This is a genomic window from Vibrio artabrorum (genome assembly GCF_024347295.1).
GTDB lineage: Bacteria > Pseudomonadota > Gammaproteobacteria > Enterobacterales > Vibrionaceae > Vibrio > Vibrio artabrorum.
Genome location: NZ_AP025458.1, coordinates 138,509 through 160,294 on the forward strand (window position 1 = coordinate 138,509; position 21,786 = coordinate 160,294).

At 42.2% G+C, this 21,786-nt stretch carries 24 protein-coding genes; 13 read left to right on the top strand and 11 right to left on the bottom strand.

Annotated features, from left to right (window positions below; all coding sequences use genetic code 11):
* Positions 1-60 precede the first annotated feature (60 nt).
* Both rpoZ and gmk read right to left on the bottom strand, forming a co-directional pair.
* Positions 61-333, bottom strand: a complete 273-nt coding sequence (rpoZ, locus tag OCU36_RS00610; RefSeq protein ID WP_137373982.1) for a DNA-directed RNA polymerase subunit omega — start codon at positions 331-333, stop codon at positions 61-63.
* Between the two features lie 119 nt (positions 334-452).
* Positions 453-1,076 carry a guanylate kinase gene (gmk, locus tag OCU36_RS00615; protein ID WP_261838591.1) on the bottom strand — a complete coding sequence of 208 codons (624 nt, stop codon included), beginning with the start codon at positions 1,074-1,076 and terminating at the stop codon, positions 453-455.
* 401 nt (positions 1,077-1,477) lie between these two features.
* On the opposite strand from gmk, the gene OCU36_RS00620 reads away from it, so the two are divergent.
* Positions 1,478-1,903 carry a phosphate-starvation-inducible protein PsiE gene (locus OCU36_RS00620; RefSeq protein WP_261838592.1) on the top strand — a complete coding sequence of 142 codons (426 nt, stop codon included), beginning with the start codon at positions 1,478-1,480 and terminating at the stop codon, positions 1,901-1,903.
* A gap of 311 nt (positions 1,904-2,214) precedes the next feature.
* Positions 2,215-2,427, top strand: coding sequence for a transcription antiterminator/RNA stability regulator CspE (cspE, locus tag OCU36_RS00625; RefSeq protein ID WP_004735656.1), 213 nt, complete (start codon positions 2,215-2,217; stop codon positions 2,425-2,427).
* A gap of 803 nt (positions 2,428-3,230) precedes the next feature.
* On the opposite strand, the gene OCU36_RS00630 is transcribed toward cspE, so the two are convergent.
* Positions 3,231-4,109, bottom strand: a complete 879-nt coding sequence (locus tag OCU36_RS00630; protein WP_261838593.1) for a MarR family transcriptional regulator — start codon at positions 4,107-4,109, stop codon at positions 3,231-3,233.
* Between the two features lie 382 nt (positions 4,110-4,491).
* Here OCU36_RS00630 and OCU36_RS00635 point away from each other — a divergent pair, with 382 nt between their 5' ends.
* The 6 genes from OCU36_RS00635 (at position 4,492) to OCU36_RS00660 (ending at position 8,544) form a co-directional block, all read left to right on the top strand.
* On the top strand, positions 4,492-5,136 hold the full coding sequence (locus OCU36_RS00635) for an inovirus Gp2 family protein (protein ID WP_261838594.1): 645 nt from the start codon (positions 4,492-4,494) through the stop codon (positions 5,134-5,136).
* Between the two features lie 60 nt (positions 5,137-5,196).
* On the top strand, positions 5,197-5,871 hold the full coding sequence (locus tag OCU36_RS00640) for an inovirus Gp2 family protein (RefSeq protein ID WP_261838595.1): 675 nt from the start codon (positions 5,197-5,199) through the stop codon (positions 5,869-5,871).
* A gap of 54 nt (positions 5,872-5,925) precedes the next feature.
* Complete coding sequence (locus OCU36_RS00645; protein WP_261838596.1) at positions 5,926-6,525, top strand: inovirus Gp2 family protein; 600 nt, start codon at positions 5,926-5,928, stop codon at positions 6,523-6,525.
* Positions 6,526-6,598: 73 nt separating this feature from the next.
* Positions 6,599-6,799: an AlpA family transcriptional regulator gene (locus tag OCU36_RS00650; RefSeq protein WP_001211742.1), complete on the top strand. Its 201-nt coding sequence runs from the start codon at positions 6,599-6,601 to the stop codon at positions 6,797-6,799.
* An 82-nt stretch (positions 6,800-6,881) separates the two neighbouring features.
* The gene (locus OCU36_RS00655; RefSeq protein WP_261838597.1) at positions 6,882-7,319 is read left to right on the top strand and encodes an RNase H family protein; all 438 of its coding nucleotides are present in this window, start codon (positions 6,882-6,884) and stop codon (positions 7,317-7,319) included.
* Between the two features lie 124 nt (positions 7,320-7,443).
* Complete coding sequence (locus OCU36_RS00660) at positions 7,444-8,544, top strand: hypothetical protein (protein ID WP_261838598.1); 1,101 nt, start codon at positions 7,444-7,446, stop codon at positions 8,542-8,544.
* 448 nt (positions 8,545-8,992) lie between these two features.
* On the opposite strand, the gene OCU36_RS00665 is transcribed toward OCU36_RS00660, so the two are convergent.
* The 6 genes from OCU36_RS00665 to radC form a co-directional block, all read right to left on the bottom strand.
* Positions 8,993-9,220 (bottom strand): hypothetical protein, encoded by a 228-nt coding sequence (locus OCU36_RS00665; RefSeq protein ID WP_261838599.1) that lies wholly within the window; start codon positions 9,218-9,220, stop codon positions 8,993-8,995.
* Positions 9,221-9,267: 47 nt separating this feature from the next.
* A complete protein-coding gene (locus tag OCU36_RS00670) occupies positions 9,268-9,636 on the bottom strand; it encodes a G protein-coupled receptor family protein (RefSeq protein ID WP_261838600.1) in 369 nt (122 codons plus the stop codon).
* A gap of 30 nt (positions 9,637-9,666) precedes the next feature.
* Complete coding sequence (locus OCU36_RS00675) at positions 9,667-10,401, bottom strand: WYL domain-containing protein (protein ID WP_261838601.1); 735 nt, start codon at positions 10,399-10,401, stop codon at positions 9,667-9,669.
* A gap of 318 nt (positions 10,402-10,719) precedes the next feature.
* Positions 10,720-11,163 (bottom strand): DUF2787 domain-containing protein, encoded by a 444-nt coding sequence (locus OCU36_RS00680; protein ID WP_261838602.1) that lies wholly within the window; start codon positions 11,161-11,163, stop codon positions 10,720-10,722.
* Positions 11,164-11,212: 49 nt separating this feature from the next.
* Positions 11,213-11,650: a DUF2787 domain-containing protein gene (locus OCU36_RS00685; RefSeq protein ID WP_261838603.1), complete on the bottom strand. Its 438-nt coding sequence runs from the start codon at positions 11,648-11,650 to the stop codon at positions 11,213-11,215.
* Positions 11,647-12,120: a RadC family protein gene (gene radC, locus OCU36_RS00690; protein ID WP_261838604.1), complete on the bottom strand. Its 474-nt coding sequence runs from the start codon at positions 12,118-12,120 to the stop codon at positions 11,647-11,649. Before radC ends, OCU36_RS00685 begins: the two co-directional genes overlap by 4 nt.
* 337 nt (positions 12,121-12,457) lie before the next feature.
* Between radC and OCU36_RS00695 the strand changes: the two genes are divergently transcribed.
* The 4 genes from OCU36_RS00695 to OCU36_RS00710 all read left to right on the top strand — a co-directional run bounded on the left by OCU36_RS00695 (position 12,458) and on the right by OCU36_RS00710 (position 18,377).
* Positions 12,458-13,597 carry a DNA cytosine methyltransferase gene (locus tag OCU36_RS00695; protein WP_110168265.1) on the top strand — a complete coding sequence of 380 codons (1,140 nt, stop codon included), beginning with the start codon at positions 12,458-12,460 and terminating at the stop codon, positions 13,595-13,597.
* A 19-nt stretch (positions 13,598-13,616) separates the two neighbouring features.
* Positions 13,617-15,497 (top strand): ATP-binding protein, encoded by a 1,881-nt coding sequence (locus tag OCU36_RS00700; RefSeq protein ID WP_261838605.1) that lies wholly within the window; start codon positions 13,617-13,619, stop codon positions 15,495-15,497.
* Positions 15,498-16,008: 511 nt separating this feature from the next.
* Positions 16,009-17,409: an ATP-binding protein gene (locus OCU36_RS00705; RefSeq protein ID WP_261838606.1), complete on the top strand. Its 1,401-nt coding sequence runs from the start codon at positions 16,009-16,011 to the stop codon at positions 17,407-17,409.
* A complete protein-coding gene (locus OCU36_RS00710; RefSeq protein WP_261838607.1) occupies positions 17,406-18,377 on the top strand; it encodes an O-methyltransferase in 972 nt (323 codons plus the stop codon). The genes OCU36_RS00705 and OCU36_RS00710 overlap by 4 nt, the downstream gene beginning before the upstream one ends.
* A gap of 104 nt (positions 18,378-18,481) precedes the next feature.
* Here OCU36_RS00710 and OCU36_RS00715 read toward each other — a convergent pair whose 3' ends face one another.
* Together OCU36_RS00715 and OCU36_RS00720 are read right to left on the bottom strand one after the other, a co-directional pair.
* On the bottom strand, positions 18,482-19,708 hold the full coding sequence (locus OCU36_RS00715; protein WP_261838608.1) for a tyrosine-type recombinase/integrase: 1,227 nt from the start codon (positions 19,706-19,708) through the stop codon (positions 18,482-18,484).
* Between the two features lie 235 nt (positions 19,709-19,943).
* On the bottom strand, positions 19,944-20,810 hold the full coding sequence (locus tag OCU36_RS00720) for a YicC/YloC family endoribonuclease (protein WP_261838609.1): 867 nt from the start codon (positions 20,808-20,810) through the stop codon (positions 19,944-19,946).
* A gap of 214 nt (positions 20,811-21,024) precedes the next feature.
* Between OCU36_RS00720 and rph the strand changes: the two genes are divergently transcribed.
* Entirely contained in the window at positions 21,025-21,741 is a 717-nt protein-coding gene (gene rph / locus OCU36_RS00725) for a ribonuclease PH (protein ID WP_261838610.1), read from the top strand.
* Positions 21,742-21,786 lie beyond the last annotated feature (45 nt).

Below are 21,786 nucleotides of genomic sequence, written 5' to 3' on the forward strand. Positions count from 1 at the left end.
GCCCGGAAGGTTAATTAGTTCGAACGACGCTATTAGCGGCTGTGATCTAACGATTGCGAGCTAACGAGTGTGAGCGATGCTGCTTACTGCTGCTAGTTCAGCCGCTTCTTGCTCTTGTTGCTCTTGACGCTCACGAGCATCTAGCACGTCTTTAGTGATAAGACCGTCTTCGATTTCGCGAAGAGCGATAACCGTTGGCTTATCGTTTTCTTCAGGCACTAGTGAATCTTTACCGCCAGTTTGCATTTGACGTGCGCGGCGAGCCGCAATAAGAACTAGGTCGAAACGGTTGCCAACTTTTTCAACAGCGTCTTGAACAGTTACGCGTGCCATGAGGACTCCAAATAGTAATTAACTAATAAATTTTTGATGACGAGAAAGTATACAAGTTTAACTAGAGACTTTCTAGATCACCGTATACTTATCTCAATGGAAAATCTAGGGGATCTAGATTATTCCGCTAATAAAGCCGTAAGCATGCCGCTGTATTTCGCTGCTTGCTTATCTTCTTTTAAGCGCTCCGCACGAATAATAGCTCTGAAGTCCATTAGGGCTGCATCAAAGTCATCATTCACGATCACATAATCATATTCTGCATAGTGAGAAATCTCTGACTTTGCTTCGCTCATGCGTTTCGCAATAACTTCGTCGCTATCTTGACCGCGAACATTCAAACGGCGCTCTAGTTCACCATTTGATGGTGGAAGAATGAAGACACTCTTCGCTTGAGGCATTTGTTCACGGATCTGACGAGCACCTTGCCAGTCGATATCTAGGAATACATCGATACCGCGGTTTAGGTTTTCTTCAATCCAAACGCGTGAAGTACCGTAGTAGTTGCCGAACACTTCAGCGTACTCTAGGAACTCACCTTTATTAATAAGGTCTTCAAAATGATGCTTCTCTACGAAGTGGTAGTGAACACCATTTTCTTCACCAGGGCGCATACCGCGAGTGGTGTGCGAAACAGATACCTTCATTGCGTAGGTTGGATTGGTTTCTAGCATTGCTGAGATCAAGCTCGACTTACCTGCGCCACTAGGTGCAGATACGATGTAAAGAGTACCTTTGCCCATCTGTATATTTCCACTGTTGGTTGGATTGAGTGATGGCGATAAAACCGACACTATAAAAGATAGCACTGACTCCAATTTTTGTTCCGATGGTTACGTCTAACAAAGAGGCAACGGGTGGAAATTAGGTCAGAAAAATGGAGGCGAAGAGTAGCATATTTAGATGATTGAGAACAACTGGCTTGATCGTTATTTATGAGTAAATGGTTTTGTTGCTATTCTTGGCACCGAAGTCATGAGCGTTGATACGTACTTTTTAGGTAAGTTGTTTGGGGGACATGTCTCGAAGGTTTCGCTCATCGCGATGGATAGCGAAACTTTAGCGTCGATGTTTTGGCAGTACGCGACTGATATCGATGCATGCTATTGTAGAGGCTGGATTAATTATTTCTTGAAGAGTGACTATGCCTTCTCACTTACCTAAATCTTTTAGTAAGCCGTTTTTAAAAGTATTCCATATTATGGAAGCGGTATTGCTCGTGGCCATAACACTGGCGACGTTGTTTGCCATGACGGAAGAGTTCATGCACGTGTTTTCTGAACGTCGAGTCCAACTCACCGATATTCTTTTGATGTTCATTTACTTGGAAGTGCTGGCGATGGTTCAGCAGTTCGTGATGAACGGCAAGATCCCAGTGCGATACCCTATTTATATCGCGATGATGGCGATTGCTCGTTATATCACCTTGGGTATGAAAGAGTTGGATGCGGTACTGATCGTTTGGCTGTCTGCGGCTGCATTCATCTTAGCGGCTGCCACACTGCTGATTCGAGTGGGGCACTATTATTGGCCATATGTCGATAATAGGACGAATCAGCCTGATGAGTAACGCGGATTAGTCAAGCTTGTATAAAAAGAAACCTAGTTTGAATGCTAGGTTTCTTTCGTAACCACTGGCACAATAAATATTCATCATTCTTCAAATAACGCTTTACAATGCTACTTAGATCACCAACAATGACCTCGCTCTGTTTTCAGAGTTATTAAATGAAACATCCAGTTGTAAAGTAAAACCCTCAGTATTGCTTCATTGTTATTCTCAGTGTTTCCCTTGGCTTCATAGATACATTAAATAATTCAAGCTTTCAGCGCATCGCACTTTTGGCGATTAATTTTTTATTTTTATATAAGGGACACATCATGTCTAACAAAACAAACGGCGTAGTAAAATGGTTTAACGAAGAGAAAGGTTTCGGTTTCCTAACTCAAGACAACGGCGGCGCTGACGTATTCGTTCACTTCCGTGCTATCGCTTCTGAAGGTTTCAAGACTCTTAAAGAAGGCCAACAAGTGTCTTTCGAAGTAGAGCAAGGCCAAAAAGGTCTTCAAGCTGCAAACGTTGTAGCTCTATAAGATTTTAAGTCGACGCAAGTTGCAACAGCAACTTGCGTCACTTTCTCTTTCAAACCTATTCCCCCCTCTGTTTTACCGTAATACTCTTCTCCACTTGCCATTCCTCCTCTAAATATTCTTAAGTTCTTTTGTACATCGGCTCCGTTCTATCTGTCTTTTGCTCTAAGTTAATCTCTTGCGTACTGACTTACAAACTAGTCCTGATCGTTATTACTGTCTCCATAAAAAAAGCCCCTAAAACTAGGAGCTCATTTTTAGTTAATCAACACTGATTGAGCATAATGGCTATGCACAGCGTATTACTGAAAAGCGGTTATTCTATATTTTGAATTTGCTCGTGGATTGTTAATTTTTTATCTTTCAAAAACAATGAGTTAATTTTTTGTTTTGTATATTTAAGGATATTACTACCCAATATACTACCCAGTTGGGTTACATCTCAGTGTCTCTTACAGTGACAATAGCTCTTTTTTGAAATGATAATTATTTTCATTGTTAGGTGCGGTGTTTTGACCAACCGAAACACTAAGCTGTGAGAGTTATATTTGCATGCTAAGGCAAATATGGTGTCATGTAATTCTACCGTAAACAACAGTGTCTTTGTTTTAAACGCTGCTTCATCAGGTTGCTTAAGATGTATTCGATAAACGGAATTTTAATCCCCATCTCCACTTCTTGTTAGTATCTCAAGTTCTAGATCGGTACGTCATCAAAACTGTCATATCACGTGTATGATACATGCCTTTATACAACTCCGCTAATGTGTTTAGACCCATCAAAGTAGGCGGTCTCTCCGTAAATGTTTACTCCAAAACTTTAAAAATCTGCTGTAAAACGACAGGAGGTATTGGTTCCTCACTATTCACGATGAAGCTCTTTAATTCCAGCCGTAGATCGCTCAAATTTTGCAAAAATTGAAAATAATGCTTCTCAGGGGATTCTTGCGATTGATGCTCAGAACTCTGTTTTTGCTTTTCCTCAGACTCTCCCACGATCTTTTTTGGGGGCAAAAATTGTGACGCAAAATTTTCTGTTACCTGTATAAAAGTGCCAAGACTTAATTTCCCATGTTTGGCTTTTTCTTTGTGTCGTCTCACATAACCGAGTTGCTCAAGTCGATTTAAAGTATCTGACACTCGGCGAAGACTCATTCCCAATACAATCGCAATCTTGCTTTGGCTTATCCCTAAACCGTGGGTATTGCGATCAATATTTTTGGCTAAAAACGAGCAAACCAGAATCGATGCTTCCGCAGCATCATAATGCAGTTCGAGTTTGCTTTTCCAAAAGGTGTTGATGATTTTTGTTCGATTAATCTCTCTCTCGGAATAGTGACTCGTTTGCATATGGCTTTTTGAAATTGAAGAATACGGTAGCAGAATAATCCGCTTTTGTTTTTTAAGAAATGGGTGATCTTTGAATAGGCGGGTCTTATGGAGTTGCCTTATGGTTCGAGCTTCTTCTAGCTCTTTCATTAGGCTAACTCTCTTTCTATCATCAGGCCGGAGAAGTGTCGAAACCAGCTTTTCTTCTCCTTCATGGTAAAGATAGCAATTCCCTTTAATATCGAAAGTGTTAATGAAATTGATGATTTCCACGTTAGCGTTCAGATCGAGTGTTGGTGTTTCCTTCATGGTTGTAGTGTCTACTGATGTATCTTCATCTATGTCGATTGATGGCATGACTTTTACTCTAATTTACGCTTGGTAAGGTGTAATCCGATGATATATATAGATATTTTAAGTTATTTTTTTCACTTTTTATGTGAGTGAACTCCAGAAGTAAAAATGCATGAGCCGTGATTTTTGATAAAAAATGAAGGTTAGCTGGTTAGATTTAGCCGATGTGAAGGCTCAGTAATCATCAAAAAATAGGGGAGAGTAAATCGAGGGGGATCGGTAATTAATAATATATATACCCATCTACTCACCTAATCCTAGGCCTAAGCCAATTACCTCATCACACGATATCTTGGTTGGGGATTGGTTCCCCTACCCAAAGAGAGACTTAGAAAATAACGTCACTCTCAGTACCTATGTCATTAACAAAACATAGGTCTCTATCATGTCTAAAAATCTAACCATCACACACGAATCCACTTTCAACGGAAACAAGGTATACATCGACAAGGAGGGTTTGGTCGTTGAATACCTAGAAGGGATAGAGTCAGTCCTTGAGAAAGCTCTAGAGCAATACGCAAGACTTTTTATCGTTCGAGTGGACCTTAACTTACCAACAGACTTTAGAGGGGATGATTCAGCAGTGATGACTCGTTTCTTCCGCTCTTTGAAATCTCAGGTAGCGGCATATCGAAGACGTAGTGCTCGCCTAAATGGCAAACCCTATCGTGAAACCACCATTCGATATGTATGGGCTAAAGAGTGTGATACCTCATCAAGCAGTCATTACCACGTTGTGCTTATCTTTGACCGGAATATCTTTCGCTCTCTGGGGGATTTTGGAGAGTATCAGCAAAGTTTGGCTAACCGTATTCGTCATGCATGGAAGCGTTCAGTGGAAGCCTCGTACTCAGGCAAAGAGAAACCAGCTATCCATTTCTCCAAACAAGGCCAGTATCACTTGCTACGTAACTCTGAGGAGTTTGATGAGGTGTTTCAGTCCGTCTTTTATCGACTAAGTTACCTAGCGAAGAGAAGAACCAAGCATTTTGGCAAACGTATGAACAACTTCGACCATAGTCGTAAATAGCTTAAAAATTACGGTAGTTACAGTTCCTGTGGGAATCACAACAAACCACAGGAACCAATCATGATTCATCAACTCAACGTATCTCATCAAAGAGTCCACACCATTACTCATGACCGAACCTTTAATGGGAAGCCACTCTACTACTTTGAGGATGGTCTCGTTCTCGAATACCTAGAGGAGATCGACCGAGTGCTGACTGAAGCTCTAAACCAATACCCAAGAATCTATGCTGTTCACATCAACCTAAACCTACCGAGTGACTTCGGGGGTGATTACCTAACGGTGTTTGCCCATTTCTTTCGTATTTTGGAATCGGAGACTAATGAGCTCTGTAGAGACAAATACACCGACAGAACTTATCAATACCAGCAAACGGTCATTCGCTATATCTGGGCGAAGGCCAGTGAATCCACCAGCGATCACCATCATCTTATCTTGCTCTTTGATAGGGATCTCTTTCAAAACTTAGGCACTGGTCGAGAGGGTTGGGGGCGTTTTCTCTACAAAAAAGTGAGGAAGACATGGGATAGGGTGGTTGAAGCTTATTACAGCCAACCATGCTCAGGATTAGCTTATTCCCCTACGAATGAAGGTTTTGAACTATTCTCCGATACAGAAACATTCCCGTTACAGTTAAACGAATTCTTCTATCGAATCAGTCGTCTCGCGGAGCCCATTGCCAACCGGAACGATCACCGCAACAAGAACTTTGGTTGCAGTCTCGACTCACCTTAAAAAAATACAGCGCGAGTAATGCCTATGTCATTCACACACAAAAAGGCATTACTCATGGCGAATAGAACCTACCTCCCAAGCATTACTCTTGATAGAACTTTTGAAGATTACCCGCTGTATTACAGCGACAAGGGGTTATACGAGTCAGCACTGACCTCAATGGTCGATGTTTTTGAACAGGCACTCAGTCAGTTTGACATCGCTCTTGCTACACGTTTGGACGTGTTTTTGCCAGAAGACCATCAAGATACCGACCTCAGTATCCTCAACGATTATTTTAATCTGCTTAAAGAAAAGCTTGATACGGATTCTCTGTTCTATGTATGGCGTAAGCGGGAAGACAAGGTGCCATCCCACAACTATCGCGTGATGTTGTTTAGTGACTATAGCCAGCACTTTGGTCCCGCTATTTGTTGGGACAAGCGCAATGAATTGGTTGAGCACCTTAAAGCGGCTTGGCAAGAAGCGATAGAAAAGCACTACAGCGGCGAAGCGCGTTCATTGGTGTTTTTCAATGACCGAGGCAATTATGGGGTGGGGATGCGTTGTCGTAGCAAAGACGCCAACATAAAGAACACGCTCTTCCACCGCATGAGCAGCCTTGCTGAAGCGTGGGAAGAAAAGCGTTATTGCTTTGGCTCTAGCTTGGAGTAGACCGACTGCATTTTTTTACAGTGGCGGCTTATCACATGGGTATATACAAAGCAGGAGACGATCCCCAGTGAAAATGAGATTTCTACGACTTAAAGACGTGATGTCACTAACAGGGCTAGGCCGCTCCACTATCTACAAGTTCATGGCTGATGAAACCGATTTTCCGAAGAGTGTCCCACTTGGCGGACGAGCGGTAGCTTGGGTAGAAAGTGAAATCGAGGAATGGATGGAATCGCGCCTGAGTATGCGAGACAACCAAGAATCCTTTCAGTAACACAAACATCAAATCACATCATCAATGGGGCGCAGGCTAAGCAAAGTCATGCGCCCTTTTTGCAATTAGAGAGAGATAAAAAATGAGCTATTCAATTTACGTAGACGGCGCTGCACCAAACAACCAACACGGATGTACACGAGGTGGCATTGGGCTGGTGGTTATGGATGAAGACAATGAGATTGTGCATGAAGAGAGTCTCACTATTGACCGCAAAACGAATAGTGCTGAGCTTGAGCTACTGGCCTTAGTTGAGGCGTTGGAGTACGCAGAAGATGGGGACGTGATTTACTCAGATAGTGATTACTGTGTAAAAGGTTTCAACATCTGGATGGACGATTGGAAAGACCGAGGTTGGCGCCGTGCGGATAAGAAACCCGTCAAGAATCGTCACCTGTGGCAACAAGTCGATGAGCTGAGTTCCAGGAAGTATGTTGAAGTTGAAAAGGTAAAAGCACACTCTGGTGTTGAAGGAAATGAGAGAGCTGACTTGTTAGCGGTTGAAGCCGCGGCGTTATAAGGTCAGTGGCACGCAGCTTGTGGGATGTACCCCACAAGCTGTCATTCTTATTTATCATTACTATTGCTGGCTTCGAGAGTTTCTCTTAACGTTTCAGTATTGCCCAAGGAACGAGTTATCGTTAATGCTCAACGAAAAGTTTAGAATGCCCGTTATCAAGTTGGGCAACCCATTTTTACCTTCGCCGGATGAAGTCTCAGCGTTTTTGGGACTCCCTGTTTCTCCAAGAGAAAAAATAAAGTGGTTAAATGCGTCAGTGGTCAAGAGTAAGATCCCGACAGACCGCACGCTTGATAACATAAGTAAGGAGGGAATACGGTGGAAATCGATACGTCAGTTTGCTTGGCAATTGGCGAGAGTGTTTGTTCGTAAAGGATGGTCCCTTAACGTTTCTCTCCCCGATGGTGGTATTCATAAATCAGACTTATCTTTTTGGTGGTCACACACTCTTAAAGGCGTTCAGCAAGGGTTGTCTTCGACTTCTGGTGAGTTGAATCTCGGGCTCTTGGTTAGCTATATCGATAAGCGCTGCGTCGCTTATCAAAGACAGTTGGCTTTTATTCAGGATGCTCCCGATATCAATGAGAACAACCAACATGAGTTAATTTCAGGTTATTACCTACCAGTCCTCGACTTTACGTTGCTTAGTGAGCAAGAAAAGGCGCTAGTAAAAAACTGGCTCAAATCCCCCAGTGAACTTGCCTCAAAAGAAACTGAGCAGGCGATGCTTTGTTTCTGTCATGATTTTTGGTTGTCCTTAATGTCGGTCATTGATGTCATGTTTCTTGAAGATTGGGATAAACACTATGCAGAATACACTCCGAGTGTTCATGCGCAGCAGTACGGGTTGTTCGGGCAGGTTTTTAATAGAGAAGAAAGAACATTTCTTGGCAAGTTTTTTGGCCTAATAAAAGAGCAGACTAATCAAACTTACGCGCAGTTGTCAGAGTATGTTGTCTTACCCGTTAGTGAGTATGAACGAAATGGTCTGTTAAAGCGCGATGTTCAACAGGCACGCTTTAAAGAGTGGCGTAGCGGAAAAAGCCTCCCTTCTGTAGAAGCCTTAAGTACGTTTTTTGCCAATATGGATGCAGGGCGTCAAGGTGCGGACTTACTGATATATGCATTGTTCATGAGAGCGCTCGATAAGGTGGGTAGTCGCTCTCTACCTGATATCTACACGACAAGTCGTTATCAACGTTACTTCCAACATTACGCTCCCTAGGCTGCGCTATGGCAGCCTAGGTTTGCTTCTATTTTTTGCTTGGCGGATTATTGGTCCGTCCACCACCTGAAGGATTCGAGGTGCCATTTTTGGTCGGCCATAGTGGGGCGTTGTTTGTTGATGGTGTTTGTTTATTTCCCATGAGTAGCTCCTTGTATTGAGATTGTCGACGAAAGTTCGTCGATAATCATCATGCATGAATCCAGAGATTCACAGGGAGGTGGGAAAGAGCGAAAGTTACTAGGAGTTACTAAGTGCTTTTTCGTTGGTGTCCAATATGGATATGTGTGTTATCAGCTTCAGTAAGCCCTTATGTATTGCTTGGTACTCCGATAGAGTTAACTCGCTTTTTTAACAGATAACATATACCTTCAAACTGGTGTATTGAGACAAAAAAAGAATGGGGAGCGTGATTGCTCCCCATTCTTTTTTATCGTTGCTGGTGGTGTTACTTTTCTTTGATTGCGTCACAGCCTTCAGGAACGGTGATGCTCGCTACATCCTTGCCTTCCTGTTGCGCCGCTTTCACATCCATTTTGTATTGAGTGCATTTGCCCACACTAACGTTGACGGCTCCCGAATCTGCGGATGGGTTGCCGCCCAGTGTTCCACCAGCAAAAGCGGAAGAGGTAGAGAAAACTAAAGCTGCTGTGATAAGTAGAGATGACTTGTTCATGGTTGATCCTTACGAGTTGGTTGAGTGTGTTATTGAGGAATTAAGAGTTAGAAGGTGTAGACAAAGGTGCCAGCACTGGAGGTGACTTCGATTTCTTTCACGCTGTCCACGGTGCAGTTGTTGCTGTATCCGGTGTAGGTCTGGCCGAACTTCAATGAAACGTTTCTTGATAGCTCTGAGGTTGTGCCTGCGGGTAATCGGCAGTTACCACGGTTAATCACTACATTGCTTATTACGGTGCTGTCGGTGATGGCTTGTAGGTCAAAGACCAATGTTCCCCAGTGAGGGTTAGCAGATATCGACACTTCAATATCTGCTGTTGCTGCTTGAGTCTCTTCTTGGTCGCCACAAGCAGTGAGCCCGATAAACAGCACGCTCATAGCGGCGTATCGGAGTAGGGTGTCGGTTAATGTCATAACGGTGCTCTCCTTATCGGTGAGTGAAATTCAGGGTATACTGATTCCATCGTGTTCACGCATGAACCGCTCAAGATTGAAATCAGTCGGATAGGTAAAAGAAAACGTCGATACACTGGCCTCATCAATCAAAGGCAAGGCTAGGGTGCGTATCGTGTGTTGACCGGATAATCGAAAGAGCAGCAAGAGCGCGTCACACTGAACCGAGAGTCCCAGTGGTTCAATGAGCGCCTTCTCTTGCTGCAAAACTTGACTCGATACCTTAAGCATACGGTTGTTCAGCAATGCCGTGTGTACCGCATTCAATACTTGCCTCTGCTCATTACTCCACTCACGAATAGTGGGCAATGCCACATGGACTTTGGCTAACCATGCTTGCTCTTTTAAATGCTCTGAGCCCTTGTGGGATAAAGGTTTGTCTCTCTCCGAGGAGCGACCTTGCCCATAATTCAGTGCATTAGGAATAAGCGGCAGTAAGTACTTGTTGGTCAACTGCCAATAGAGCATTTCCTGCTTATCGAGCTTCCATAATTGCTCAGAGGTTTTCCGATAAACATGAGGCATGCTCATCGAATCACACTCCACGTTAAACACCTCCACAATGACTTCATCGAGGTAGCGTTTAATGCTGCGCGTGGTGCGATGGATATCGAGTAGGGCTAACTGCTGCTGCAACTCCCTAACGGTAATCCATCGATGTTGAGGAATAAGCATCAGCGTGTGCAGCAAAGCGGATAACCCTTCAATGCTGGTTTTATTGCTCATGACTACGCTCTCAATACATCAAAGCTCCACACCGGAGTCGGACATTTAATGTCGGGAGAATAGAGGTGGGTCAGACACATAATGTCCAACGGTTAAAATGCAATCAATTCGTTTCATAAAAGTGTGAATTAATTAACATTAATCAGGTTTATGCTTATCACTGAGCTCGGCAATGGCCGCCAGTAACCCAATTAACAGCAGCACCAGAAACCCTAAACTGGATAGTGCTCCAATAGCGCCGAAGAACGGGGAAAGTGAAAACAACGTGATGAGGGCAGTGACAAGTTTGATGGTTTGTAGAAGGAGGGAGGTCATGAGTTATTGCGGAGTGACGGCTATCTCGTTGTAGGAGTCCATATCAACATAGGCAAGAAAGTTATTCTCCCATAGCCGATACAGCTCTTTAGCATCACGGCTACCTTGCATCGGTAGCCAGCCACGATAGGCCACAAAGAACTGTCCAACCCGAAAATCAAAATCCAAGTTGCGCTCTAGCTCTGGATAGTAATTCCTCATATAAGCAAAGTCGGTGATGTACTCAATACTCCATTCCCCTGTTGAGGTTTGGCAAATCGCCATCTCAACCGGATGGAACCCGCCTTCTTCCGCGCTGTAACTTTTATCGCGAAAGTTAAACACCAGATAACGGCTGGTGGTCAGTGCTTCATTGCTCAGCAAATGAGCGGTGAGCTGTTCACTTAACAGCTTATGCAGTTTCTTAGACACAGGTAGTAAGGATGCAGTGAAGATTAATTTAGACATAGTGAGTCCTCCTTGTTTCAGGATTCAAATAAGAAATACAGAGTGAGAATTATTGGAACGTGCCGACCATCGTCAGTTGAACGTCATCAAAGACGTTTCTGGATAGATGGCGAACAAAGGCTTTCATCCATACCGAGAGCAGCTCTTGTACCTCTGGGTGGGATAAATCCGTGCTCCCCACATCAGGTTGATAGCACCAGCGATTAGCCAGATGAAAGTACAACTCAGGCTCAACGGTTGTGCTGTTGTCATCGGGATAAGAGAAGCTGGCAAAGAACACCACCAGCCAAGGGCTTGAGCCTGACTCACGTTTAAGCTGCACCTCAATGGGGTGCAAACCTTGTCGATGTCGGTAGTAACTCATTTGGCGGCAGTTCAATACGAGTCGTTCCGCATTGTCCAAGATGTTGTATCTATTCAGAAGTGCTTCCAGTGACGCATGTAAAGCATCATCAATAGAAAGCTCACCATAATGTAGCTCAATCATAACCATCCTCTCTCTGCAAATGATGTACAGGTTTTGCCCGTCACGATATGGTCAAGCACTCGAACATCCACTAGTGCGAGCGCGTCTTTGAGTCTTTCGGTTATGCGTCTATCGGCTTGAGACGGCTTTGAGTCTCCAGATGGATGGTTATGGGCAAATATCACCGCTGCTGCATTTACTTCTAATACCGCTTTCACCACTTCTCGCGGGTAGACGCTGGCGGCGTCCACCGTTCCTTGAAACAGTTCTTTAAATTCAATCAGTCGGTTTTGGTTATCCAGTAGCAATAAGGCAAACACTTCACGCTCATGGCTGCCTAGCTTACAGCGCACATACTCTTTAGTGGCATCAGGATTGGTTAGGGCATCACCACGCACGTAGCGTGTAGCCAGTATCTCAGCGGCATGCTCTAGGATTTCATTTTCCTGATAGCGTTGCTGCTTTTGGTAATCGGAAGTTTTGGGATTCATTTCAAGCTCCTGTCGGAATCAATGATGGGGTTTCACATTGATGACATATGCCTGAAGATTTTTGGATTGAGGTGGATGTTGTTTTTTGTTTTGGGCAAAAATACAAGATTATGTGGGTAGTTTTATGTATTTAGTAATGTTCATAGAACTCAGCTTTGATTTTAAGGTAATATGCAACAAGTGATGCGGTTAGAGTCTAAGGTACTGAGCTAGACATATTTCCCTGACGTTACCTCAATTTTTTAGAAATTTTAATGCTTTGGGCAAAGGGACGGTCGACATAAAGCTTATATTCAGTAAAATGCTATTAAAGAGATGATGTAGAGAATATTTAAAAATGAATAATGAGCTGAAAATAGTCGATTTGTTTAGTGGATGTGGTGGTTTTGGTCTGGGGGCTGAGTTAGCAGGTTTTAAATCGGTTGTAGCAGTTGATATTGAGGCTAATTTGCAATCGGCCTATTCGAGAAACTTTCCTGAAACTAGAACTCTTTTGAGTGATATCGCTCAAATGGACTCGGAGTCTTGGGGGCTGATTCTAAATAGACAGCAAATTGATGGTGTAATCGGTGGCCCTCCTTGTCAAGGTTATAGCAGGATGGGGCACTCAGATACAAATGACCCTCGCAGAACATTACTTGCTCATTTTTTTCGAACGATCAACATCATTAAGCCTAAATTCTTTGTCATGGAGAATGTTGAAGGATTGCTTGATGATAAGAATAAATATGAACTTGATGCTGCACTCGAAATAATAGATCCCCAGTATAAGGTTCTTCAACCGGTAGTCGTGAATGCGTTAGATTATGGGGCGCCTACGAGTCGAAAGAGAGTAATCGTTGTTGGTTATATGCCGGAGTTTGTTTCTGAGATTCATGAAACGGAGTTAATTCCGGTAAACTCTAAAAGGACTACGGTTGGGGAAGCTATTTTAGATATCAACGAGCCTATACCTCAAACAAAAGATAAAACAGATTTTGGTTGGACTACATATAGAACTGAGAGGGACTTGTCGGAGTATGCAAAGTTGATGAGAAGTTTTCCACCTAAAGGGTTAGGAGACCCTGAAATGAATAAAAAGTTATTTCAAGGATTAGTTTCCGGAAACTTTGACACTAGACATACGCCTACAGTACGAGAGAGGTATACGCGCCTAAAGCAAGGACAAATAGATAAAACCAGTAAAGCAAAAAAACTAGAACTCAATGGTTTTTGTCCAACTCTTCGCGCTGGTACTGGAACTGATAAAGGGAGTCATCAAGCTGTTCGTCCTATTCATCCTAATTCAGGGAGAGTTATAACAGTGCGTGAAGCCGCTAGACTTCAAGGTTTCCCTGACTGGTTCACCTTTCATGCTACCAAGTGGCATAGTTTTAGGATGATTGGTAATAGTGTTTCTCCGCTTGTTTCTCGAAGAATACTTGGTTTGATAAAGAGTCGGTTAATGAGTACGCAGAATATAGCAAAAGCAATTTAATAAATTTTAGGATGGCTAGATGGAACAAAATACTTCAGTAAAATCATTGAACAACAAGGAGCATCGTGAGGTTGTGCGGTTAAAAACGGGAATTGATCCTAGATTTTTAGCTGACACGTTGACTACTGATATTGAACTTACTGATGCATTGTTTGACTTGATAGATAACTCCATCGATGCTGCACGAGATCAAATTCTTAATGGACCCCATGAAACAGATTCTCGTGGTTTGCCAAGTAATTATTCTGGCTATGAAATTAAATTGAGATTTTCTCGAGAAAGCATCTTAATAGAGGATAATTGCACCGGAGTCGGGACTCAAACTCTTGAAGAAAACACCTTTTACACAGGACGACGTTCTGACCATAAGTATGGTATTGGATATTATGGACTTGGGCTAAAACGAGCATTATTAAAAGCCGGTAGCCGTTATGGGATGATAACTGATAATGGGGATTATCAATATAAGTCTCGTTTTGACATGGCAGCTTTTGCTTCTGATGGAGATGTACAGTTGTTGGCTGAGCGTTCACCATCAACAGATAGACTTCGCACCGTCTTTGTTGTTTCTTCTTTATACGAAGAAACAACATCACAAATACATAATGCCGATTGGATTAACTCCTTAGTTAAGAGCTTAGAAGTCCGTTATTCGATTTTTATTAGTAAGGGACTAAAAATTAAAGTCGTTTGTTCTTTAGATTCTTTAACCGATACATCTTTTATTAATCCCACAGTGCCTCAGTTGAGGAATGAACTGATAGCTCCACTGAGACAAAAATTCGAGTTTGGAGGCGTCTCATGTGATTTTGAAACAGGCATCCATGCAAATTATCTTTTTCCAGGAGAGTATGGACATACGCCGAAATGTAATGAAGAGCTAACTGATCAATACGGTGTATATTACATATTTAATGACCGCGTTATTGTTGAAGCCAGCAGAGAGAAAAAGCATGGTTTTACCACTAACTGGCACTCCGAATATGGCGGCTTTGTATGTTTAGCCCATGTAACCGGTTCTAGCCCTAAGGATCTTCCTTGGAATACGGCTAAAACTGATGTTAAGTTATTCAGTCCTCTTTTTATCAAGATTAGGGAAAACGTCGAGCCTTTAGCTAAAGAGTATCGTTCGAAAGCTAAAAAGTTGATAAATATATGGACGAATAAAGAAACCAAATCGTTGCCAGAAGAACAACGTAAGCAAATTTTTGCCGCTAAAACTGGCGTCAAAAAGTTAGATAGATCGAATGTATCTGCTTCAACTTTAACAACACATAAAAATAATCCTAACAATACCTCAATTACAACCCTTCTTGCTCCAAAAGAAACTAAGTCTCCTACATTAAGTACTGCTAAAAATAGCGTCAAAGCAGCGAGAAACAATTCAAATAAGCATTCTAAGTCTTGGAAAACCATACTTCCAGATTACTTTCCAATGAGTGGAGACGCGATTTTTGATCATTTAGCTCTTGAAGCCACGACGATTGTGATCTCGGAAGTACCAAACTCTGCTAGTTTACTTTATCGCTCACTTTTTGAAGCCGCGTTTAAAGCTTTTGCGAAAAAACATTCGCTACATGATCAAATCAAAGAGCATTACTATACAAAAGGTGAGGGACGCAAAAAGCAGCACGATAGCGATTATGTCAAAAAACGTACATTGGATCTTTCTATGTGCGCAGGGTGGATAGTTGATAATGATAGCCTGTACCCTTCTGATATGAAAAAGCGCTTATCTTTATGTGCTAAAAGGTTTAAACAAGAGGCTCCGGTTCTCAATGGATTAGTTCATGGGAATCGTGTTTTGGGTAATGCGAATGACTTGTTTAGTATGCGTGATGCGACAATAGAGTTGTTAGAATTTTTAGCTGATGGCAAGCCAAACTTAAATGGTGCCTGATTTTCTTATACAACCAATTGAGTTATAGAGGGTGCAGTCGCACCCTCTTTTCTTTTTTGAACGTTATCTGATTACTATAAAGCATTTACCTATAGTGATGATTTTCCCCAGTGCTTCTTTGATCGCTTAAAGGTAATCATATATGTGTTTTTTTGATACAACCCACACTCCAAGAGTTATGAAACGATATGATGAGACACTCTAGGATTCTGTCGATAAGATAAGCAGAGTTAAATGATTGGAATGGGAAAGCTTTTATACTAAATCGCAAGCTAGTACCAAGAAAGGAAGTCATCAAGCTGTCAGATTAATTAACACTCGAACCCACGAGTTGTTGTCGTTATATAAGGTTGCTAGGTTAAAAGGCTTTTCGATTAATTTTTAATCCAACCTAGTTTTACAGCTTCAGGAAGATAGGCAATAGTGTCTCACCACTGGTGTCTTATCACCTGTTCCAAGGAATATACGGTAGCTGTTTAAACTCGCAGCTTACTTTTTAGAGGTAACTAAAGTGTCTCAAATACCACAAGCAAATTTTACACCCACGAAGCGCTTTTTCGTAGATATGCTGACACGAGATATCGATCTTGAAGATGCTATCTTAGATTTACTAGACAACTGTCTTGATGGTGTAACTCGATCTCAGAAAAAAGATCCCGATGAAATTGATTATAATGGTTACTGGGTAAACATTAATTTTGATAGAAACTCTTTTACGATTGAAGACAACTGCGGTGGTATTCCCATCCAGAGTGCTGCTTACGCATTTCGAATGGGGAGACCTAAAGATGCTCCGCAGGAGAACCTAGCAACCGTCGGTGTATATGGCATCGGTATGAAACGTTCTATTTTTAAGATAGGTAGGCATTGCAAAATATCAACTGCTCACAGTGATACCGATTCATTTTCAATAGAGATTGATGAGGAATGGCTGAATAGTGATCATGATTGGGAGATTCCTATTCAACCTTCTCTAGTTAGAGAAAATGAACATGGGACAAAGATCGAGATAACTAAGGTACAAAAAGATATTTCTAACCAATTTAAGCAGAGCACTTTTCAATCGACGCTAGTTAACAAAATAGTCTTTGCTTATAGCTATATTATTGATAAAGGTTTCAGCGTTAAGGTTAATGGTGAACCTATAAATCCTATGCCAGTAAGTATGCGCTATGAAAGAGTCGATACGCAAGGTAAAGCAATTCAACCTTATATCTTCAAAGGTGAAATAGACGGAGTAGATGTAAAGCTTATTGTGGGCTTTTATTCTCCACTTCCGAGTGAAAATGAAGAAGAAAACGATAAACAGCAAGCAAGGCATAATACGAGAGATGCTGGTTGGACTATTGTATGTAATGATCGAATTGTAGTCTTTAAAGATAAAACAGAGCTTACTGGTTGGGGCTCTGACTATGCTAGATATCACACTCAATTTATAGCGATAAGCGGTATCGTTTACTTTAAATCCAAGTATCCAGAGAAACTCCCAATTACGACGACCAAACGCGGTGTGGATATATCATCACCACTATTTTTGAAAGTTAGGAAACATATGGTCGAGGGCACTAAACTGTTTATCGACTATACCAATAAATGGAAAGGCCAAGAGCTGATTAGCGAAAGTAACAATAGATTGAGCAAGTCAGAAGTGGCATCTCCGCTAAAAGTTATTGAAGAATTTTCAGCTGTTCCTGATAAGTGGACGAAAGTTAGAAATAGATCTTCTGAATCTAAATTCAAGCCAACACTACCAGTTCCGAAGAATGTTGAATCTAATAAGCGTATTAGTTTCCAAAAGCCACAGGAAAAAGTTGAGATTGTTTGTGAGTATCTAAATTTGGAATCAGATGCGACCCCTAATCAAATTGGTGAGTCATGTTTTGATTTTGTCTATATGGAGGCAACTAAATGAGTGGGGGTAGCATTCCATACCATTTGAGGACAAATAAGGCTATTGAAAGAAGAATATTCTTTGACTTGCTGGGCAATCTAGCTTTAGGTAGAGATTTGAAAAACTATAAATATATTAGTCTTGGTGGTCCAATGCTTGCTGATCATCAAGCTTTGCATCATGAACTAGGCCTGACTAAGCTAGTTTCTATTGAGCGAGATTCTGCTGTTCTGACACGCCAAGATTTCAACAAACCTTACTCATGTATTGAGTGCTGGGAAGGCTCTACTAGTGACTATATTAACAACTTCAATGAAGATGATCCCGTTATAATCTGGTTGGACTACACAGATACTAAGTGGGGGGCGCAGATCAATGATTGTGTTAGCTTAATTGAGAATTTGAAAGAGTATGATATCTTTAAAGTTACCTTTAATGCTAACCCAGATAGTCTTAAAGGTAACTCAGCGGTAACTCCATTGGAGGCATTTCAAACTAAAGCTAATTGTAGTCAACTTAGTGCAAATCTAACACCTAATGATGTTTCAGGTATGGATAGGTTTGCTTTGACTATCTCCGACATGTTTATGCGAGCAACTGAGGATGCTTTAGGGCTAGAAGAGTTGGTTTATGTGCCGTTAACGCAGTTTCGTTACATTGATAATCGACACCAAATGTTGACTGTGACAGGAATAATTCTTCCAGAAAATCATGAAAATTCATTGTGGTCACTATTAAACGATTCTCATCTAGCAAATTGGCCGTATATGGCTGAGTCGTGGAAAGATATTCAAGAAATAAACGTCCCAGATATTACATTGAAGGAACGAGCTGAAATAAATAGGCATTTGCCTTGCCAAGAGGGTGATTTCGATCTTGATATTTTACCTTTCAAGCTGGATAGAAATGCACGAAAAGCGAAAACAAAAATAGAAAATTATATAAAGTACTATCGCTTTATCCCTAATTTTCAAAGAGTTGTTGGTTGACGCAGGATGACACATTGAATGTTTATTAACTCGTTGGGAATTAAAGCATTTATTAAGCTTTGTTAATTTTTAAAGTAAGGATGCTAATTGCATCCTTTTTCTTTTTATTGATCATCTCTCTTCATATAGACTTTTACTAGATCGGTGACTTTTTCCAGTGCTTCTTTGCGCTCTTCCAAGTAGTCATATCGATCATAGATACCTTCAACACCTTTCAGCTTGTGATTTAAACAGCGCTCTGCGATATGGCTAGGAACTTTTACCGAAGCGAGTAGGCTACGGCAGGTGCGGCGTAGATCGTGAACCGCAAAATGTTTGATATCGCCCATTTTATTTGGTGGTTGTACCTTACGACCGGGCTCTCGACCAAATAGCTTTGAAATAGCTCTGTTCAGTGTGTCTTTGCCCATGTGAGGTACTTTGCTTTCCCTTCTGTTTGGGAAGACGTACTCCGAACGACAAGCTCGCATATGCAGTTCTTTAAACCACTCTACGCACAGCTCCGGAAGCGGAATAGTGAAACCTGTCCCTGATTTGCTTCGCTCCGCTGGTAGGTGCCATAAAGCATTATCTAGATCGAACTCAGTCCACTTTGCTTCTGTTAGCTCTGATTTACGAACGCCAAGACAAAGAAGCAGAGCACAAGCTAGGTAGTTGTCTCGATTGAAACTATAAATGTTTTGGTTGAAGATGGAAAAAACATGTTTAATCTCTTCAAGCTCTAAGACCCGATCTCGGCTCTCTTCAATGCCACCAGCATCATAGTTAGAAAATGCTAGTGCAGGATTAGACTCAATAACACCAATCTTCATACCGTGTTTAAAAAGCTGCTTGCAGTACATTAGCGTGTCGTTAGCTGTGGTTGGACGGCCACTGTCAGCGACTATTTGGATGATTTTGCGGATATCTAAAGGTGTAACACGTTTCAACGTGTATTGACCAATTTGTGGAGAAATCTCTTTCTGGTAGATACGCTTAGGTATATTGGGGTGCTTGAGCCTTTTGGATAGCTCCTTGTACCAGTCTTCGAAGAGGTCATCGATTATTTGTATATCGGCTTGCTTACTCCGTTTTCTTTCTGCAATTGGATTAATCCCTTCGCTTATTTGTTTTCGAAGCTCAGCGGCTTTCAACCTTGCATCTGCAAGGGAAAGCTCATCTACCTTGCCAATAGTCACTTCCTTTCTTTTCTTAAAAAGGGTGTACCTTAGCATCCAGTATGGTCGACCTACTCTAGGAATCATTAGATAGAAACCATCACCATCGGCATGACGACCTGTTTTTTGGTCTTTTACTATCGCCTTAACTTGGTTGACAGTGAGATTACCCATCTCTATCTCCTTGAATTTATAGCTCTAATCGAAGTTATCATTACATCACCCTCCAGAGGTGGGGAGTATGTTGTGATATTTATACTACGGTGGGGAGTAAATAGCAAAGTGCTACCCACTATACTCCCCGTTTTTTCATGGCTGTTGATGAATTTCATGGATGTATATAGATGGTGAAAATAACAAGGCCCTTATAAGTAAGGGCCTTGTGGAAGTGTGTGGAGTAGAGGGGAATCTATTCTATATTCTGAATTTGCTCACGCATCTGTTCGATAAGAACTTTAAGCTCGACGCCCGATGCGGTGATGTCTGTGCTGATAGACTTAGACGCTAGCGTGTTTGATTCGCGGTTGAACTCTTGCATCATGAAGTCTAGCTTACGGCCACAAGCGCCACCTTTCTTCAATACGACATTTGCTTCTTTCACGTGAGAGTCTAGACGGTCTAGCTCTTCTGCTACGTCTGACTTCTGTGCTAGCAAGATAAGCTCTTGTTCAACACGAGAACCTTCCAGTTCAATTTTCGCATCTTCAAATTTATTGAGTAGACGTTCACGTTGCCACTCTAGGATTTCAGGCATGCGTGCACGAACTTTCACGACTTCTGCTGTGATTGCATCTAAGCGCTGTACAATAAGCGCCTTCATGTTCTCACCTTCACGAGCACGAGCATCGATGAATTCTGTAATGGCATCGTTGAACGCTTCAAGTAGGTCTTTGTTGATGGCATCCATGTCTTGCTCGGGTGTTTCCATCACGCCAGGCCAGTTCATGATTTGGAATGGGTTCAAACGGCTGTTTTCACCCGTCATCGTCATGACTTGGTTAGCGGCATTTATGACTTGTTGTGCCAAACCTTCGTTAATGCTGAGTTCGCCCTTCGCGGCTGGGTTCGCTTCAAAGCGTAGGTTACATTCAACCTTACCGCGCGCGAGACGCTTACGGAAGCGCTCACGTAGGATTGGCTCTAAACCACGGAACTGTTCAGGCATGCGAAAGTAAGTTTCTAGGTAGCGTTGGTTAACACTACGGATTTCCCATACTGCGCTGCCCCAATCGCCTTTTACTTCTTTGCGTGCGTACGCGGTCATACTATAAATCATCGAATTTTCCTGTCTTTTATCATTCTGAAAATAACGCGCACACATAGTAGCACGGTATGGGGTGTACCCGAAGTCTATCGCCTTTGATGATGGATAGCTTTGCACGATAAACTGCTATATAATCTTGCCCCAATCAAAACTGTCTCACCCCTTTCTTAGGTGATGCACTCTTTCGATAGTTAATCACTTCAGACTGTTAATAAGGTAGATACCGATGCGTCCAAATGACCGCGCTGTAGATCAAATTCGTCCAATTAAAATTACTCGTAACTACACGGCTTATGCTGAAGGTTCGGTATTAGTTGAGTTCGGCAACACTAAAGTTCTATGTAATGCGACGGTAGAAGAAAACGTGCCGCGTTGGTTAAAAGGTCAAGGAAAGGGTTGGGTAACGGCTGAATACGGCATGCTGCCACGTGCAACACACACGCGTAACCGTCGTGAAGCAGCGAGCGGTAAGCAAGGGGGTCGTACGATGGAGATCCAACGTCTGATCGCGCGTAGCCTACGTGCTGTTGTTGACCTGAAAGTTATGGGTGAAATCATGATCACTGTCGATTGTGATGTTATCCAAGCTGACGGCGGTACTCGTACTGCGTCTATCTCAGGTGCCAGCGTTGCAATGGCGGATGCTATCAGCACTCTTCTGGCAAGCGGTAAACTGAAAAAGAATCCAATGAAAGGCCACGTAGCGGCAGTTTCTGTGGGTATTGTTGGTGAACAAGCACTGTGTGACCTTGAGTACGTTGAAGACTCAGCAGCCGATACCGATATGAACGTTGTCATGACGGAAGACGGTAAGATGATTGAGATTCAAGGCACTGCAGAAGGTGAACCGTTCAGCCACGAAGAGCTGATGCAGCTTTTAGCCCTGGCGAATAAGGGGATTGCTGATATTGTTGAAGCGCAGAAGTCGGCGTTAGCAGAATAATTATTAGATAGCTCCTTTCATAAGGGGCTATTTTTTTGTCTGTAA